The organism is Bradyrhizobium sp. Kon56 (assembly GCF_055807635.1).
This window is the reverse complement of the sequence record NZ_JBVVOU010000012.1, coordinates 141,368-156,171: the sequence shown is the minus strand read 5'-3', so window position 1 is coordinate 156,171 and position 14,804 is coordinate 141,368. Positions and strand designations below refer to the sequence as shown.

Sequence of the window (14,804 nt, the reverse complement as noted above, 5' to 3'; positions counted from 1 at the left end):
GTGGGAATCAAGGTGAAGGGGGTGGATTCGGGCCTAGTTCTCCGTCATGCCCGGGCTTGTCCCGGGCATCCACGTTCTTCGTGCGGTGAGACAAGGCGTGGATGGCCGGGACAAGTCCGGCCATGACGACTGCAGCAGCTAACCCGGCCGATAGGCTCCGGTGACGGGATCCTGCTTCAGCGTCTGGACGGCCCCCATATGGGCGGCCTCGGCGACGCGCGAGAGGCGCATCTCCTCCAGCTCCTGGTTGATCCTGACGGCGGTCTTGTAGGCCCAGCGGACCACGGCAAGCCCGCCCAGGACGCCCGCGAATGCGACGAACGGCGGCATCGGTCATTCCTTGTTCACAATGCTCAGCCCCCACGCGCATTCTTGCGCAGACCGGGCCGCGCGGCAATTGGCACGGCTTCAAGTCACCTTGGGGCCAAATGGCGCGGAGGGGCGCCGTCTAGAACCCGAATTTCGCCCAGATCGCGCGGGTCTCGACCGCCGAGATCAGGTCGTCCGGCAGGCTGGCCATTGATTCCATGGCCGAAAGCTGCCCCGCGCCGGGCGATTTCCGGCCCAAAAGGCCGGAGAGCAGACCGGTCGGCTGGGCTATCACGGGGGTGAGAACCTTCTCGCCATAGCGGGCACGAAGAGTTGAGCGGAGATCGCCGATGCTGTCGGCGAGCCCCAGCGTGATCGAACTCTCGCCGGCCCAGTATTCGCCCGTGAACAGGGTGTCGTCGGAGCCCTTCAACCGCGCGCCGCGGCTCTCCTTCACCAGCGCGATGAAGATCTGGTGGATCTCGCGCTGGAGCGCCTTGAGCTTGGCGACGTCGTCGGGGTTTTCAGGGAGAAACGGATCGAGCATCGCCTTGTGCGCGCCGGCGGTGTAGAGGCGCCGCTCGATGCCGAGCCGCTTGATCGCCTCCTGGAAACCAAAACTGCCGCCGACGACGCCGATCGAGCCGAGGATCGAGGACGGATCGCAGATGATCTCGTCGCCGGCGCACGCGATCATGTAGCCGCCGGAGGCCGCGACGTCCTCGACGAACACCAGCACCGGCAGCTTCTTCTCCGCCGCGAGCTGCTTGATGCGCAGGTAGATCTGGCGCGACTGCACCGGCGAGCCGCCGGGCGAATTGATCACCAGCGCCACCGCCTTGGCGTTGCGCGTCGAAAACGCCCGCTCCAGAACCCGCGAAACCGTCGCGAGCGTCATGCCGGGGCGCAGCGGCGTCACTGCGCCGATCACACCGGACAGCCGGACCACCGGCACCACGGCCGTGCCGGGACGGAAGCGCGCCGGCAGATATTGCATGAGCTTGTCGGCCAGGCCGGAACTCTCACGATCGTTCAATTTTTCGGCCATGCCATTACCTCTGATTAACCGTTTCTTATCACGCGACTGTCATTGGAAGGGCCCGGAACGTGTTTTGCAGAAAACCCGTTGAGAGGCTGCAATGGGCCAGCGGAGAACACCGTGAAAATCTATCTGCTGATGCTGCTGATCGGTGCGCTGTTCATGGCGATCCGCCTGACGACTCCGCAAGAGCAGCAGTCGGAATCGCTTCCGCAATAGCTCAGCACGGTTCCACCAGGGGTAGAACCGCCCTTCCCTCCAGAATATCCATCACCTCTTTTTTCGACACGCGTGACTCCTCGTTGAGCATGAGGCCCGGCAACAATCGCGCCGGGGCCCTGCCGCCCTTGACCGCGCGCACCAGCACGCGGATCGCGGGCCGCCCGGCTTCACCGTGAACCGGCAGAATCGCGAGACTGCCGAAGCCGCGCGACAGCGCCGCCAAAACCTCAGCGATCCCATCTGCGCGCCAAATCAATGTCAGCGCGCCATGCGATCGGAGGATGCGCCGCGCCGCATGCACCCAGGCATTCAGCGTCTGATCCGTCGCCACATGCGCGATCTGGCGCGCCTGATCGGGCGAACCGCGATGGCGAGCGGGATCGTTGAAGGGCGGGTTCATCAGCACGACGTCGACGCTGTCGGGCGCGAGCCCGCTCGCTGCGAAGGCCTGCGCGTCCGCGGTGACGTCGAGCACGATCGTCTCGGCGGCAATCGCATTCGCGGCCGCATTGGCGCGCGCAAGCTCCGCCAGCTCCGGATCGATCTCGAGCAGGCCGAGCCTGATCCCGGCGACGCGCCGAGCCAACGCAAGGCCCGCCGTGCCGATGCCGGCGCCGAGATCGACGACACGGTCGCCCGCCCTCGCCTCCGTCGCCGCCGCGAGCAGAATGGCGTCGTGCCCGGCGCGATGGCCAGACCGCTTCTGCTTCAGCCGCAATTGCCCGCCGAGAAAGGCGTCCTCGGTGAGGTCTGTCAGGGCTTCACTCATCGCCGCGCAGTTCGTGGCTGAGGCCGGCCTCGGTCAGAAGCTGCCGGGCCTCGATGGCGTCGTCCTCGTGGACCAGGATCCGCCGCGGCAAAATGCCGAGCGAGCCCTCAATGATGCTCATGTTCTGGTCCAGCACCAGATGATGGATGTTGGCGCCGTCGAGCAGCGCGCCGATCGCCGACACCAGCACCATATCGTTGGTCCGAACCAGTTCTCGCAAAACACAGCCTCCTGCCTGACGGGGATTAAGCGCCAAATGTCAATGGTTCCACGGCCCTTGCCGCATCCCCGTCCAGTTTCTATTGTCTTTCCATCAGAATAGCCCTTCCGGGGCAAATATTGGAGACCGGCGTGGCCGTCATCGTACCTTTCGAAACCCCCGGCGCGTCGATCGAAGAGCTGGTTGCCCTTGTCGCCGGTGACATGGAGCGCGTCAACGCCACGATCCTGTCGCGGACCGGTTCGGACGTGACCATGATCCCGGAGGTCGCCAACCATTTGATCTCCTCCGGGGGCAAGCGCCTGCGTCCGATGCTGACGTTGGCCATGGCCAACCTCGCCGGCTACACCGGCGACGGCCATATCAAACTCGCCGCCAGCGTCGAGTTCATGCATACCGCCACGCTGCTCCATGACGACGTCGTCGACGAGAGCGAGATGCGCCGCGGCAAGCTGTCGGCGCGCATGCTCTGGGGCAATGAGGCGAGCGTGCTGGTCGGCGACTTCCTGCTCGGCCAGGCCTTCCGCATGATGGTCGAGGTCGGCTCGCTCCGCGCGCTCGACATTCTCTCCGCGGCCGCCGCCACCATCGCCGAGGGCGAGGTGATGCAGCTTGCCGCCGCCAAGAACACCGCGACCACCGAAGACGAATATCTCGCCGTAATCCGCGGCAAGACCGCGGAGCTGTTCGCGGCCGCCTGCGAGGTCGGGCCCGTGATCGCCAACCGCCCGAAGGCGGAGCAGACCGCCTGCCGCTCGGTCGGCATGAATCTCGGCATCGCCTTCCAGCTCGTCGACGACGTGCTCGACTATGGCGGCAAGAGCGCCAAGCTCGGCAAGAACACCGGCGACGATTTCCGCGAGGGCAAGATCACGCTGCCCGTCGTGCTCGCCTTCCGCCGCGGCAACGACACCGAGCGCGCCTTCTGGATCCGCGCGCTGGAGCGCGGTGAGATCGGCGACACCGACCTCGACCACGCCATCGGGTTGATGAACAAGCATCGCGCGCTCGAAGACACGCGCAGCCGCGCCCAGCACTACGGCGCCATGGCCGTGGACGCGCTGGCGCTGTTCCCGTCCTCGCCGATGAAGAGCGCGCTGGAGCAGGTCGTGGCGTTCTGCCTGGCTCGGTCGCATTAGCTACCTGCATCCTTAGCGCTTGCTGGTAGCCACACCCTCAGTGTCGTCCCGGCGAAGGCCGGGACCCATTACCTCGGTCAGCGTTGTCTTAGCGCCTGTAGCAACCATCGTGCACCACAACAACAGTCGTGGCTATTGGGTCCCGGCCTTCGCCGGGACGACATCGTTGAGATACGCGCCACCACCGCATTAACAGCGTCATTGCGAGCGCAGCGAAGCAATCCAGAATCTTCCCGCAAAGGGACTCTAGATTGTTTCGCTTCGCTCGCAATGACGAGCTAGGTGTGCGAGGGCCGCCTTCCAACTTGCATTCAAATCCTGTGCGCCATCTTGCGGCACACCTCCGTCGGAGTGTTCTAACGGTTCGCCTACTAACTTGCATTTTGCAAGCTACTCACCTACCTTCCCCTCATGCAGCCCAAATCCCCCTCCATTCAGGAATGTCCGGTCGGCCGCGCCGTGGAGACGGTCGGCGAATGGTGGAGCATTTTGATCCTGCGGGATGCATTCCAGGGCGCAACGAGGTTCGACGAATTTTCGCAAAGCCTCGGGATCGCGCCGAACATCCTGTCGCGGCGGTTGGCCCATCTCACCGAAAGCGGCATGTTCGTCCGCCGCCGCTACAATGAACGGCCGCCGCGCTACGAATATGTGCTGACGGACAAGGCCCGGGACTTCTTCCCCGTGGTCGCAACCCTGCTCGCTTGGGGCAACAAGCATCTCGCACCGATGGGCGAAGCGATCCTGCTCGCGAACCGGCACGATTGTCGTCCGTTCAATCCAGTCGTGGTCGATGCCGCCGACATGCAGCCGATCACGCTCACCAATGCGGTCGTCGTCGCAGGCCCCCGCGCCAGCCGTGTCATGCGTAAACGGCTGACCTCGCTCAAAGCCATGAACCCGGCCGTCGCGCCGGCTGGAGACTGACATGCGTCGTATCGTCGTGACGGGAATGGGCGCGGTGTCGCCGCTTGGCTGCGGTGTCGAACTTTCGTGGCGCCGGCTGCTGGCCGGCCAAAGCGGGCTGCGCCCGCTGCCGGAATGGTCGCAGGCGCTGCCCGCACGTATTGCCGGCCTCGTGCCCGACAAGGCCGATGACGCGGAGGGCGGCTTCGATCCCGCGCAGGCCGCCGCGCCGAAAGACCAGCGCAAGATGGACCGCTTCATCCTGTTCGCGCTGCTCGCCACCGCGGAAGCGGTTGCGCAGGCCGGTTGGACGCCGCAGGACGCGGCGGCGCAGGAACGAACTGCGACGATCATCGCCTCCGGCGTCGGCGGTTTTCCGGCAATGGCGGAGGCGGTGCGCATCACCGAACAGCGCGGCCCGCGCCGGCTGTCGCCGTTCACGATCCCCTCCTTCCTCGCCAATCTCGCCGCCGGCCACGTCTCGATCAAATACGGCTACAAGGGAGCGCTGGGCACACCGGTCACGGCCTGCGCTGCCGGCGTTCAGGCGATCGGCGATGCCGCGCGCATGATCCGCGCGGGCGAGACTGATGTGGCGATCTGCGGCGGCGCGGAAGCCTGCATCGACATCGTCAGCCTCGGCGGCTTTGCCGCGGCCCGCGCACTGTCGAGCGGATTCAATGACGCCCGCGCCTCGCGCCCGTTCGATCGCGACCGCGACGGTTTTGTCATGGGCGAAGGCGCCGGCATCCTGGTGATCGAGGAGCTGGAGCATGCGTTGGCGCGCGGCGCGACGCCGATCGCCGAGATCGTCGGATACGGTACGACCGCGGACGCCTATCACATGACATCGGGTCCGCCTGACGGCGACGGCGCCCGGCGCGCGATGGAGATCGCGCTCCGGCAGGCCGAGCTTGCGCCTGCGGATTTGCAGCATCTGAACGCGCATGCGACGTCGACGCCGGCCGGCGACGAGAGTGAGCTTGGCGCGATCGCGGCGCTGTTCGGCCGCCACCGCGGCATCGCGGTGAGCGCGACCAAATCGGCCACCGGGCATCTGCTCGGCGCCGCCGGTGGCCTCGAAGCGGTCTTCACCGTGCTCGCCCTGCGCGACCAGATCGCGCCGCCGACGCTCAATCTCGAAAACCCTGATCCCGCCGCTGGCGGCATCGACATCGTCGCCGGTGTGGCGCGACCGATGCCGATGCAGCACGCGATCTCGAACGGGTTCGGCTTCGGCGGGGTGAATGCCAGCGTGATCTTCCGCCGGATGGGCTGAACGACGGGCCTTAGTCGACGGGCCTTGCAATCGCGGCAAGCATCGCTACCAAAGCAGGATGATCAACACGAATTTCTGGCTGTTCCTGGCCGCCGCTTGTCTCATCGCCGCCGTTCCCGGCCCCGGCATTTTCTACGTCGCGGCACGGACCCTATCGGAAGGGCGCGGCAGCGGTTTTGCATCGACCGCGGGCACCGCGCTCGGCGGGCTGGTTCATGTGGTCGCGGGCAGCTTCGGCATCTCCGCGATCATTCTTGCCAGCGCCGAGCTGTTTGCCGCCGTGAAATTCGTCGGCGCACTTTATCTCGTCTGGCTCGGCATCAGGACTTTTCGCAGCGCCAGCCGCGCGCCGTCATTCGACAGCAAGCCCGTCGGCGACAAGCGCGCCTTTCGCGACGGCGTGCTGGTCGAGGCGCTGAACCCGAAGACCGCCGCCTTCTTCCTCGCCTTCATTCCGCAGTTCCTTGACCCGGCGGGATCGAACCCGACACTGCAATTCATCACGTTGGGCGCGCTCTCGGTGACGCTGAACACGCTCGCCGATATCGTGGTGGTGCTGATGGCCTCCGCGACACGTACGCAGTTGATCGGACGCCCGCATTTGATGCGACGTCTCACCCAGGGCTCCGGCGTCTTCATCGCAGGGCTCGGCCTGTCGCTCGCACTGGCGCGGCGGCCCGTGAATGGATAGCGCCACCATGCCCGCCCCGCAAAGCCGCATTTACGAGTCTCACGGCCTGCGGCTGCACTATGCCGACTGGGGCAACGACGGCGCGCCGGTCGCCATCCTGGTTCACGGCGGCCGCGATCACTGCCGGAGCTGGGACGTCATCGCCCGGTCGCTGCAGCCGCATTTTCACGTGCTCGCACCGGACCTGCGCGGTCACGGCGATTCCGACTGGACCAGGGGCGGCAGCTACGCGCTGACGGAGTATGTGTACGATCTGGCCCAGCTCGTCCGTGCCATCGCGGCGCCTCAAGTCACTCTCATCGGCCATTCTATGGGCGGCATGGTCAGCCTGATCTTTACAGGGGCATTCCCCGAACAGGTCTCGAAGCTGGTCGTGCTCGACGGCGTGACGATGTTGCCGGATACACCAAAACCGCCGGTGCATGAGCGGATCGGCAAGTGGATCGGTCAGCTCGACAAGTTGCACGACCGCGCACCGCGCCGCTATTCGACCCTCGAAGACGCGGCGGCGCAGATGGTCCTTCACAACAAGCGGCTGTCTCGCGAGCTCGCGCTGCACCTCGCCACCCACGGCGCGCGGCAGAACGAGGACGGCACCTATAGCTGGAAGTTCGATCCCTACCAGCGCGCCTCTGCGCCGCACCGGCTCTGGCCGGACGATCACATCGCGCTGTGGTCGCGCATCACCTGTCCGACGCTGCTCTTGAATGCCGGCGAAAGCTTTCTGGCTGGCGCGAGGGCCGCGGGGCTGGAGCGCTACTTTCCGCAGGCGCGCGTCGAGACCATTGCAGGGGCCGGACACTGGCTGCAGCATGACAAGCCGCAGGAGGTGTTGGGTGAGATCCGGCGGTTTCTCGGGCTTGGCGAGGACGCTGCGGGCTAGCTCCGCAACATCCGCGTCATTGCAGATCTAGCTCAGCGTTCCCGAGTGCACCCACCAGCCGGAATGATCCCTGCGGATATTCTCGGCGGCGGCATGCGCCTCGGCAGATGCGCCATAGATCGCAAAGCACGTCGCCCCCGAGCCGGACATGCGGGCGAGCTTGACGCCGGCGGAGCCACGCAAGGCTTCCAGCACGTCGCCAATCACCGGCTTGATGCGCATCGCAGGCGCTTCGAGATCATTGGCGACGGTCTCGAGAGTATCGATCCAGTCGGCGATGGAGGCGCCCTCGCCTGGCCAGGCCGGGCCGTCGAAGACGGACGTGGCGCCGACCAGGAGTTCGCCGTTGCGCAGGCCCAGCTCCTGGAACACGTCCTTTGTCGCGACCGGCACGCGTGGATTGACCATCACGCAGGGCATGCTCGGCAGCATCAAGGGCAGCAGCTGCTCGCCGACACCGGTCATGTCGCAGGCGCGCGAGAACAGACACACCGGCACGTCGGCGCCGGTCGCAAGCGCAACCTTCTGGAGGCGGGCGTCGTCGAGCGACAGATCGTTGAGGCGCGCCAGCAACCGCAGCGCCGCCGCGGCGTCGGCCGAGCCGCCGCCGATGCCGGCGGCGACCGGGAGCACCTTGTCGAGCGCGAAGGCGCCCAGCTTCAGGTTCGGGACGGCTTCGGCCAGGAGCTTGGCCGCCTTGAACACGAGGTTGTCGGCCATATTGCCGCAGGCCGCGGCGAGCGGCCCCGTCGTGGTGAGCTTCAGCTCGCCGCCGGGCTCCAGCGTGAGCCGGTCGGCGCAGTCGGCAAAGGCGACCACGCTTTCGAGATCATGATAGCCGTCGGCACGACGGCCCACCACGCGAAGGCTCAGATTGACCTTCGCGCGCCCTTCTTCAATCAACGCCGGCATTGACGACACGCCCCCAACTTCAACTCACTCAGCCGCCCTTGCCGTCGTCCTTCTTCTTCTCCTTCTCCGCCTGCGCAGCCGAGGAGTTCGAATTGTCGTCGGTCATACCGTTTGCAATCTTGGCCTCGATCTTCGGAAGCTCATCCGCTTCGGGCTTGAGATCGCGGGCGTGGGCCCACTGGAACTTGGCTTCCAGCGTGCGGCCGACGCGCCAATAGGCGTCGCCAAGGTGATCGTTGATAGTGGGATCCTCGGGCTTGAGATCAATGGCGCGCTCGAGGTTCTTCACCGCGTCCTCGTAATTGCCGATGCGGTAATAGGCCCAGCCAAGGGAGTCGACGATGTAGCCGTCATCCGGGCGCTGCTCGACTGCCCGCTTGATCATCTTCATGCCTTCGTCGAGATTGATGCCCTGGTCGATCCAGGAATAGCCGAGATAGTTGAGGACGTGCGGCTGGTCGGGTTGCAGCTCGAGCGCCTTCTTCATGTCGGCTTCGGCCTTGCCCCACTGCTTGGAGCGCTCCTCGCAGATGCCGCGATAATAATACCAGACGCTGTTGGCCTTATCGTTGCCGGCCGGCAGCACGTCGACGCCTTGCGAATAGGTCGCGCCGCATTCGCCGAACTTCTTGCGGCCGCGCTCGATGTTGCCGAGCGCCATGATGGCTTCGAGATCCTTGGGATCCTCAGTGGTGACGCCCTTGAGGATCTTGATCGCCTCGTCGGTGCGGTCGGCGGAATCCAGATCGATGGCGAGCTGGATTTGGGCGTTGCGCTTGAGTGGAGAGGACGACGGCACCCGCTCGTAGACCTTGATCGCCATCTGCGGCCGCTTCACCGATTCATAGAGATCGGCGAGCGAGAGCAGCGCCAGGGGATGGGTGGGCTGCAGGTAGAGCGAGAGCTGGAGGTAGACCAGCGCCAGATCCTCGCCGCCGCGGCGGGTCAGTGTGGCGCCGATGCCGTAGAGTGCTTCTGCGGCGCCGGCTTGCGCGCTATCGACCAGCGGCGGCATCTTCTTGCCGGCCTTGGTGTCGCGCAACCCTTCCACGATCAGCGGATGGCGGGCGAGCTTCTTGTCGAAAGCCTGGTAGACCGTGGTCGCGGCGGCCGAGTCCTTGTTGCGAGATAGCCAGCGCGCATAGGCCTCGGTGACACGCAACATGGAATCGTCGAGCTTGTAGGCACGCTCGAACCGGGTGCCAGCGTCTTTCTCCTTGCCGGCGAGTTCGAGGATCATGCCGGCATGGAGATCCTTGAACAGCGGATACCATTCAGGACCGGCCAGCTTGTCGATGGTGGCGACGCCGCCCTTGGCATCCCCCGCACCATAGGCGGCCCAGCCCGACAGCAGCGTGGCGACGAGATCGGTGATCGGACCGCGGATCGACTGGTTGATGTTGGTCTGCGCGGTCGCGTACTTCTTGAACTTGAGATCGTGCACGCCAACGACGAGCCGTGCAACGCGGTTGGTCTTGTCGATGGTCAGGATGCGCTCGGCGAGCTTGACAGCCTCGTCGATGTCACCGTCGGCGACCGAGGAGATGAAGGCGCGGTCGAGCAGCTCGTTGTTCTTGGGGTCGGTGCGCAGGGCCGAGCGATAGAATGCGGCGGCGGAGGCCGCGTCGCGCTCGACGCTGGCGTGGCGGGCGGCGAGATAGCTGCCGGAGGTGGTCAGCGCCTTCAGATCGTTTCGGGTCGGAAACTGCGCCGCCGTGTCGGACGGATGGTCCGGCGTCTGCGCCCGGACCGCGCCGGGGACCGTCGCCATCGCTGAGCCCATGAGGGCAATGGCGGCAACAGTCCAACGGTTGAAACGATTTGAAAGCATCGGGGCTCGCCTTGAGTTGGTAGTGCCTGGGTTTGCAGAAGGCCGTATCGCAAGCGAACGCGGCCGGTGGCATGGGGACCCGGAACCGTCAGGCCGACAATGCCGCTTTTGGCGCTTCACCGCAAGGATTCGGGCCGGGCGATCCCCTCCGCACGGCACAAATCGGCCAAGTGACCCGTCAAGAGCGCCCCAAGACGCCGCCAGTATGGCCTTATCGTGACCACGGGGACCGCGGCCGGGTTCTCACGCGAACGTGCGTCACAGGGCGAAGATCACGCAACTCTGGTCACATTGGCCTCGGTCACATGGATCGTGACTTGCTGACCCCAGCCTACATGGCCTCGTAGTTCGGACCGCCGCCGCCCTCCGGGGGAACCCAGGTGATGTTGCCGTTGGGGTCCTTCACGTCGCAGGTTTTGCAGTGAACGCAGTTCTGGGCATTGATCTGGAAGCGCGGGCCCGAACCTTCCTCGATCCACTCATAGACGCCGGCCGGGCAATAGCGATTCGAGGGACCGGCAAACACGTCGTGCTCGGAGGTCTTCTGGAGGTTCATGTCCGTGACCTTGAGATGGACCGGCTGGTCCTCCTCGTGATTGGTATTGGACAGGAACACCGACGAGAGCTTGTCGAAGGAAATCTTGCCGTCCGGCTTCGGGTAGGTTCTCGGCGCGTGGGTCTTGGCCGGATCGAGCGTCGCGCGATCGGGCTTCGCGTGCGACTGGGTGCCAAATAGCGAGCCGCCGAACAGCGTGTTGCACCACATGTCGAAGATGCCGAGCCCGGCGCCGATGAAGGTGCCGAACTTCGACAACAACGGCTTGGCATTGCGGACAGGATAGAGGTCCTTACCGACGACGGAATCGCGCCAACCGTTCTCGTATTCGACCAGCTCATCATTGGCGCGGCCCGCAGCGAGAGCCACGTTAACATGTTCGGCCGCGAGCATGCCGGTGCCCATGGCATTGTGCACGCCCTTGATCCGGGGCACGTTGACGAAGCCGGCCGCGCAGCCGATTAGCGCACCGCCCGGGAAGCTCAGCCGCGGCACCGACTGGTACCCGCCTTCGGTGATGGCGCGCGCGCCGTAAGCCAGCCGCTTGCCGCCTTCAAGCGTCGCGCGGACGGCCGGATGGTTCTTGACGCGCTGGAATTCGTCGAATGGCGACAAATAGGGGTCGTTGTAGTTGAGATGAACGACGAAACCGATCGACACCAGGTTCTCGTCATAATGGTAGAAGAACAGGCCGCCGCCGGTGTTGTTGTTCAAGGGCCAGCCAACCGCGTGCTGCACGAGGCCCTTCTGATGCTTGGCCGGATCGATCTGCCAGACTTCCTTGAGCCCGATGCCAAATTTCGGCGGCTCACTTTTGGTGTCGAGCGCGTATTTCGAGATCAGCTGCTTGGTCAGGCTGCCGCGCGCACCTTCGGCGAACAGCGTGTACTTGCCGAGCAATTCCATGCCACGGGTAAAGGAGTCCTTCGGCTTGCCGTCCCGGCCGATCCCCATGTCGCCGGTGGCGATGCCGCGCACCGCGCCATTGTCGTCATAGAGCACTTCGGCCGCGGCAAAACCGGGATAGATCTCGACGCCTAGCGCTTCCGCTTTGCGCGCCAGCCAGCGGCAGACATTGCCGAGCGAGCCGATATAGCAGTGATGATTGTCCATCAGCGGCGGCATGATGAAGTTCGGCAGCTTGATCGCGCTGGTCTCGGTGAACCAGAAGAAGCGGTCGTCCTTGACCTGCGTCTTGAGCGGACAATCGGAATCCTCGCGCCAGTCCGGGATCAGCTTGTCGAGCCCGGCCGGATCGATCACGGCGCCGGAGAGAATATGCGCACCGACCTCGGAGCCCTTCTCCACCACCACGACATTGAGATCGGCATTGATCTGCTTCAGCCGGATCGCCGCAGCCAGGCCCGAGGGACCGGCGCCGACGATGACGACGTCGAATTCCATGGATTCGCGCGGGGGAAGTTCTTCGGTGCTCATCTGATCTCAGCCCTTGAGACGGTCCTTGGTCGATTGCGCCCTCTTGTTTCCGATTTTTCCGGGTAGGACAACCTCGGAAATGCGTTTCGCCGGGGTGCAAGGCGCTCCAAACTGGACTAATAGTCAGACTTTCCGATGATCCCAGAACCCGCACCCACGGTCCGAGAGCTGCTCGCCTTCTATCTGGAGGCCGGAGTCGATTGCACGCTCGCGGAGGAACCGATCGACCGCCTGGCGGAATTGGATGTTCCACCTCCGGCCCCGCGCGCGCCACCTCCAGTCGAGGCCCCACGGCTGGTCGCCGCGCCCGCGGTGATGCGCGGCGAGGCGGCACCTGCGCCCGACATCGCGATCGCCTCGGCGCGCGAGGCCGCACGCACCGCGCCAAGCTTGGAGGCGCTGCGCGAGCTGATGCAGAGCTTTGACGGCTGCGCGCTGAAGCACACGGCGACACGTTTGGTTTTCGCCGACGGCAATCCGCAGGCACGCATCATGTTCGTCGGCGAGGCACCGGGCCGCGACGAGGACATCGAGGGGCTGCCCTTCGTCGGGCGCAGCGGCAAGCTGCTCGATTTGATGATAGGAGCCATAGGCCTCAACCGCACCACGGCCTACATCGCCAACGTGATTCCCTGGCGGCCGCCCGGCAACCGCACGCCGACGCCGCAGGAGACGCAAATCTGCCTGCCGTTCATCCAGCGCCAGATCGAGCTGGTGAATCCGGATGTGCTGGTGACACTCGGCAATCCCTCGACGCAGACGCTGCTGTCGACCCGCGAAGGCATCATGCGTACCCGCGGCCGCTGGTTCGACTACGAGACGGGCGGGCGCACCATTCGCGCGCTGCCGACCTTCCATCCCGCCTATCTGTTGCGCTCGCCGTCGTACAAGCGGCTGGCCTGGCAGGATCTGCGCGCGATCGCGAAGGTGCTGGCGGAGGCGTGAGGGGCCGTACAGCCTTTCGCCGTCATTGCGAGCGCAGCGAAGCAATCCAGAATTTTTCCGCGGAGGGGCTGTGGATTGCTTCGTCGCAAGGGCTCCTCGCAATGACGACCGAAAGAGCGAGCAACTAAGTCCCCTTCGGCCGCACGATGGCCCAGCCGATGCGCAGGAGTTGCTGGCGTCCGGTCACCAGCCATTCGAAGGCGCGCGGGACTTCCGGCACGATGCCGGGAAAGCGCGCGAGGATGTCCGGCGGCGGCGTGCCGGCGGTATCGGAAGCGCGCCAGACCACGACGCCGCCGGTCTCGCTGAATTTGGCCTGATTGATCCAGGGTGTACGCGCGGGCTCGGCATCGATGAAGAGATGCGGCCGGCCGGAATGCAGCGTGATCAAGCTCGCAAGCTGGGTCTCGCCGGCGACCGCGCGCAGGCGATGATTGGTGCGGCGGGCAAAGCTCTCGTCGAAGAAGTCCGAAATCGCGCGGGCCGGCATCGAGGTCGCGATCTCGTTGGCACCGGTCCACGGCAGCAGCAGGACGGCGAGCACGACGCCGATTGCGGGCGCCACGACGGCAGCCGCCCAGACCATCCGCAGCATCCTCGCGCGGCGCATCGCGATGAGATCGCCGGCCCCCACGACCACGGCAAGCCCCGACGACACCAGCACGACGCCGGCGCCGCCGACGACGGCGTCGAGGCCCAGCAGGCCGGAGATCAGCACCGCGCCGAGCGCCGGCGCCAGCGCGAAGAAATAGACGAAATTACGTGCGAGCGGCTCGACCGGCGGGCGGTAGATGATCGGCGCCTCCTCGCTCTTGGGCACGAACAGGCCGGTGTTGAGGACGGTCAGCGCCGGGATCGCCGCCGCACCGAGCAGGAGCCCCCCGAGCAGCCAGGCCGCGTGCAGCGCGCGGGCATTGAGCTGGGCGACCGCAGGTAAGGCCGGCAGGACGAGCGCCTCGGCGCGCATCAGCCAGACGGCATAGGGCAATGCCAGCACGGCGACGACCACCAGCGCAAACAGCGGGTCGAAGGCACGCAACGTGCGGCGGCCGTCCGCGGTTGCGAGCGCGAAGACGACGATCAGCAGCAGCAGGAAGATCGCAGCCGGCGTCGTCAGCAGCAAGAGGCCGGCCTCGATCGACCAGGCAAACCAGGCGTTGCCGCGGCGCTGTCCGATGATCTGCCAGGAATGCAGCAGCAGCAGCGCCCAGAGCGGTCGCGCCAGCACCAGAGGGCCGAAGTCGAGTGTGGGCGAGGAGAAGGCCAGCAGCGTCATGGTCAGCAGCACGGCCAGCACTGCCTGCTGGGGACCGACCACCGCGCGGGACAGATGATAGAGCGTGATCAAAGTCGCGATCCCGCAGAGCTCGGCCAGCACGTAGACACCGAACAGGTGGCCGCCGGCAGCGCGATAGGCGATGTCGGCGAGCCAGACCGGCAAGGGCGGCCCGAGATCGGTGCCGACCTGGTATTCGCGGCCGAAGGCCAGCAGGGTCGCGAGACTGCCGGGCGGGCTGCGATAAAACACGAGCGCCACGAACAGCCACATCGCGGCCTGGAGCAGCACGGCGATCCAGACGATCAGCCGCGGCCGCGCGCGAATGAGCTCGATGACCAGGGAGGTAAACCGCATGCAACGTCCGAAAGATGCAGCCAACCCGTGAAG

The 14,804-nt window shown here is 65.6% G+C and carries 14 protein-coding genes; 6 read left to right on the top strand and 8 right to left on the bottom strand.

Going from position 1 to position 14,804, the window contains the following annotated elements:
- Positions 1-138: 138 nt before the first annotated feature.
- From AC0L3B_RS20750 to AC0L3B_RS20735, 4 genes are all read right to left on the bottom strand, one after another.
- Complete coding sequence (locus tag AC0L3B_RS20750; RefSeq protein WP_085352613.1) at positions 139-330, bottom strand: hypothetical protein; 192 nt, start codon at positions 328-330, stop codon at positions 139-141.
- A gap of 118 nt (positions 331-448) precedes the next feature.
- Complete coding sequence (locus AC0L3B_RS20745; RefSeq protein WP_018454897.1) at positions 449-1,357, bottom strand: S49 family peptidase; 909 nt, start codon at positions 1,355-1,357, stop codon at positions 449-451.
- A gap of 211 nt (positions 1,358-1,568) precedes the next feature.
- Positions 1,569-2,339 (bottom strand): tRNA1(Val) (adenine(37)-N6)-methyltransferase, encoded by a 771-nt coding sequence (locus tag AC0L3B_RS20740; protein ID WP_247412283.1) that lies wholly within the window; start codon positions 2,337-2,339, stop codon positions 1,569-1,571.
- The gene (locus tag AC0L3B_RS20735; protein WP_007607161.1) at positions 2,332-2,559 is read right to left on the bottom strand and encodes a putative signal transducing protein; all 228 of its coding nucleotides are present in this window, start codon (positions 2,557-2,559) and stop codon (positions 2,332-2,334) included. Before AC0L3B_RS20735 ends, AC0L3B_RS20740 begins: the two co-directional genes overlap by 8 nt.
- A gap of 131 nt (positions 2,560-2,690) precedes the next feature.
- Here AC0L3B_RS20735 and AC0L3B_RS20730 point away from each other — a divergent pair, with 131 nt between their 5' ends.
- The 5 genes from AC0L3B_RS20730 (at position 2,691) to AC0L3B_RS20710 (ending at position 7,457) form a co-directional block, all read left to right on the top strand.
- Positions 2,691-3,698, top strand: coding sequence for a polyprenyl synthetase family protein (locus AC0L3B_RS20730; RefSeq protein ID WP_007594965.1), 1,008 nt, complete (start codon positions 2,691-2,693; stop codon positions 3,696-3,698).
- 411 nt (positions 3,699-4,109) lie between these two features.
- The gene (locus AC0L3B_RS20725) at positions 4,110-4,625 is read left to right on the top strand and encodes a winged helix-turn-helix transcriptional regulator (protein WP_018454901.1); all 516 of its coding nucleotides are present in this window, start codon (positions 4,110-4,112) and stop codon (positions 4,623-4,625) included.
- 1 nt (position 4,626) lies between these two features.
- On the top strand, positions 4,627-5,883 hold the full coding sequence (gene fabF, locus AC0L3B_RS20720; protein WP_247299540.1) for a beta-ketoacyl-ACP synthase II: 1,257 nt from the start codon (positions 4,627-4,629) through the stop codon (positions 5,881-5,883).
- Positions 5,884-5,941: 58 nt separating this feature from the next.
- Positions 5,942-6,574, top strand: coding sequence for a LysE family translocator (locus AC0L3B_RS20715; RefSeq protein WP_018454903.1), 633 nt, complete (start codon positions 5,942-5,944; stop codon positions 6,572-6,574).
- Between the two features lie 7 nt (positions 6,575-6,581).
- Complete coding sequence (locus AC0L3B_RS20710) at positions 6,582-7,457, top strand: alpha/beta fold hydrolase (RefSeq protein ID WP_247299542.1); 876 nt, start codon at positions 6,582-6,584, stop codon at positions 7,455-7,457.
- A 27-nt stretch (positions 7,458-7,484) separates the two neighbouring features.
- On the opposite strand, the gene AC0L3B_RS20705 is transcribed toward AC0L3B_RS20710, so the two are convergent.
- The 3 genes from AC0L3B_RS20705 to AC0L3B_RS20695 all read right to left on the bottom strand — a co-directional run bounded on the left by AC0L3B_RS20705 (position 7,485) and on the right by AC0L3B_RS20695 (position 12,193).
- Positions 7,485-8,369 (bottom strand): 4-(cytidine 5'-diphospho)-2-C-methyl-D-erythritol kinase, encoded by an 885-nt coding sequence (locus AC0L3B_RS20705; RefSeq protein WP_018454905.1) that lies wholly within the window; start codon positions 8,367-8,369, stop codon positions 7,485-7,487.
- Positions 8,370-8,397: 28 nt separating this feature from the next.
- Positions 8,398-10,200, bottom strand: coding sequence for a tetratricopeptide repeat protein (locus tag AC0L3B_RS20700; protein ID WP_026232840.1), 1,803 nt, complete (start codon positions 10,198-10,200; stop codon positions 8,398-8,400).
- Positions 10,201-10,531: 331 nt separating this feature from the next.
- Positions 10,532-12,193 carry an electron transfer flavoprotein-ubiquinone oxidoreductase gene (locus AC0L3B_RS20695; RefSeq protein ID WP_018454907.1) on the bottom strand — a complete coding sequence of 554 codons (1,662 nt, stop codon included), beginning with the start codon at positions 12,191-12,193 and terminating at the stop codon, positions 10,532-10,534.
- Between the two features lie 135 nt (positions 12,194-12,328).
- Here AC0L3B_RS20695 and AC0L3B_RS20690 point away from each other — a divergent pair, with 135 nt between their 5' ends.
- Positions 12,329-13,138 carry a uracil-DNA glycosylase gene (locus AC0L3B_RS20690; protein WP_473380965.1) on the top strand — a complete coding sequence of 270 codons (810 nt, stop codon included), beginning with the start codon at positions 12,329-12,331 and terminating at the stop codon, positions 13,136-13,138.
- A gap of 124 nt (positions 13,139-13,262) precedes the next feature.
- Here AC0L3B_RS20690 and AC0L3B_RS20685 read toward each other — a convergent pair whose 3' ends face one another.
- On the bottom strand, positions 13,263-14,771 hold the full coding sequence (locus tag AC0L3B_RS20685) for a glycosyltransferase family 39 protein (RefSeq protein ID WP_247391673.1): 1,509 nt from the start codon (positions 14,769-14,771) through the stop codon (positions 13,263-13,265).
- Positions 14,772-14,804: the final 33 nt, after the last annotated feature.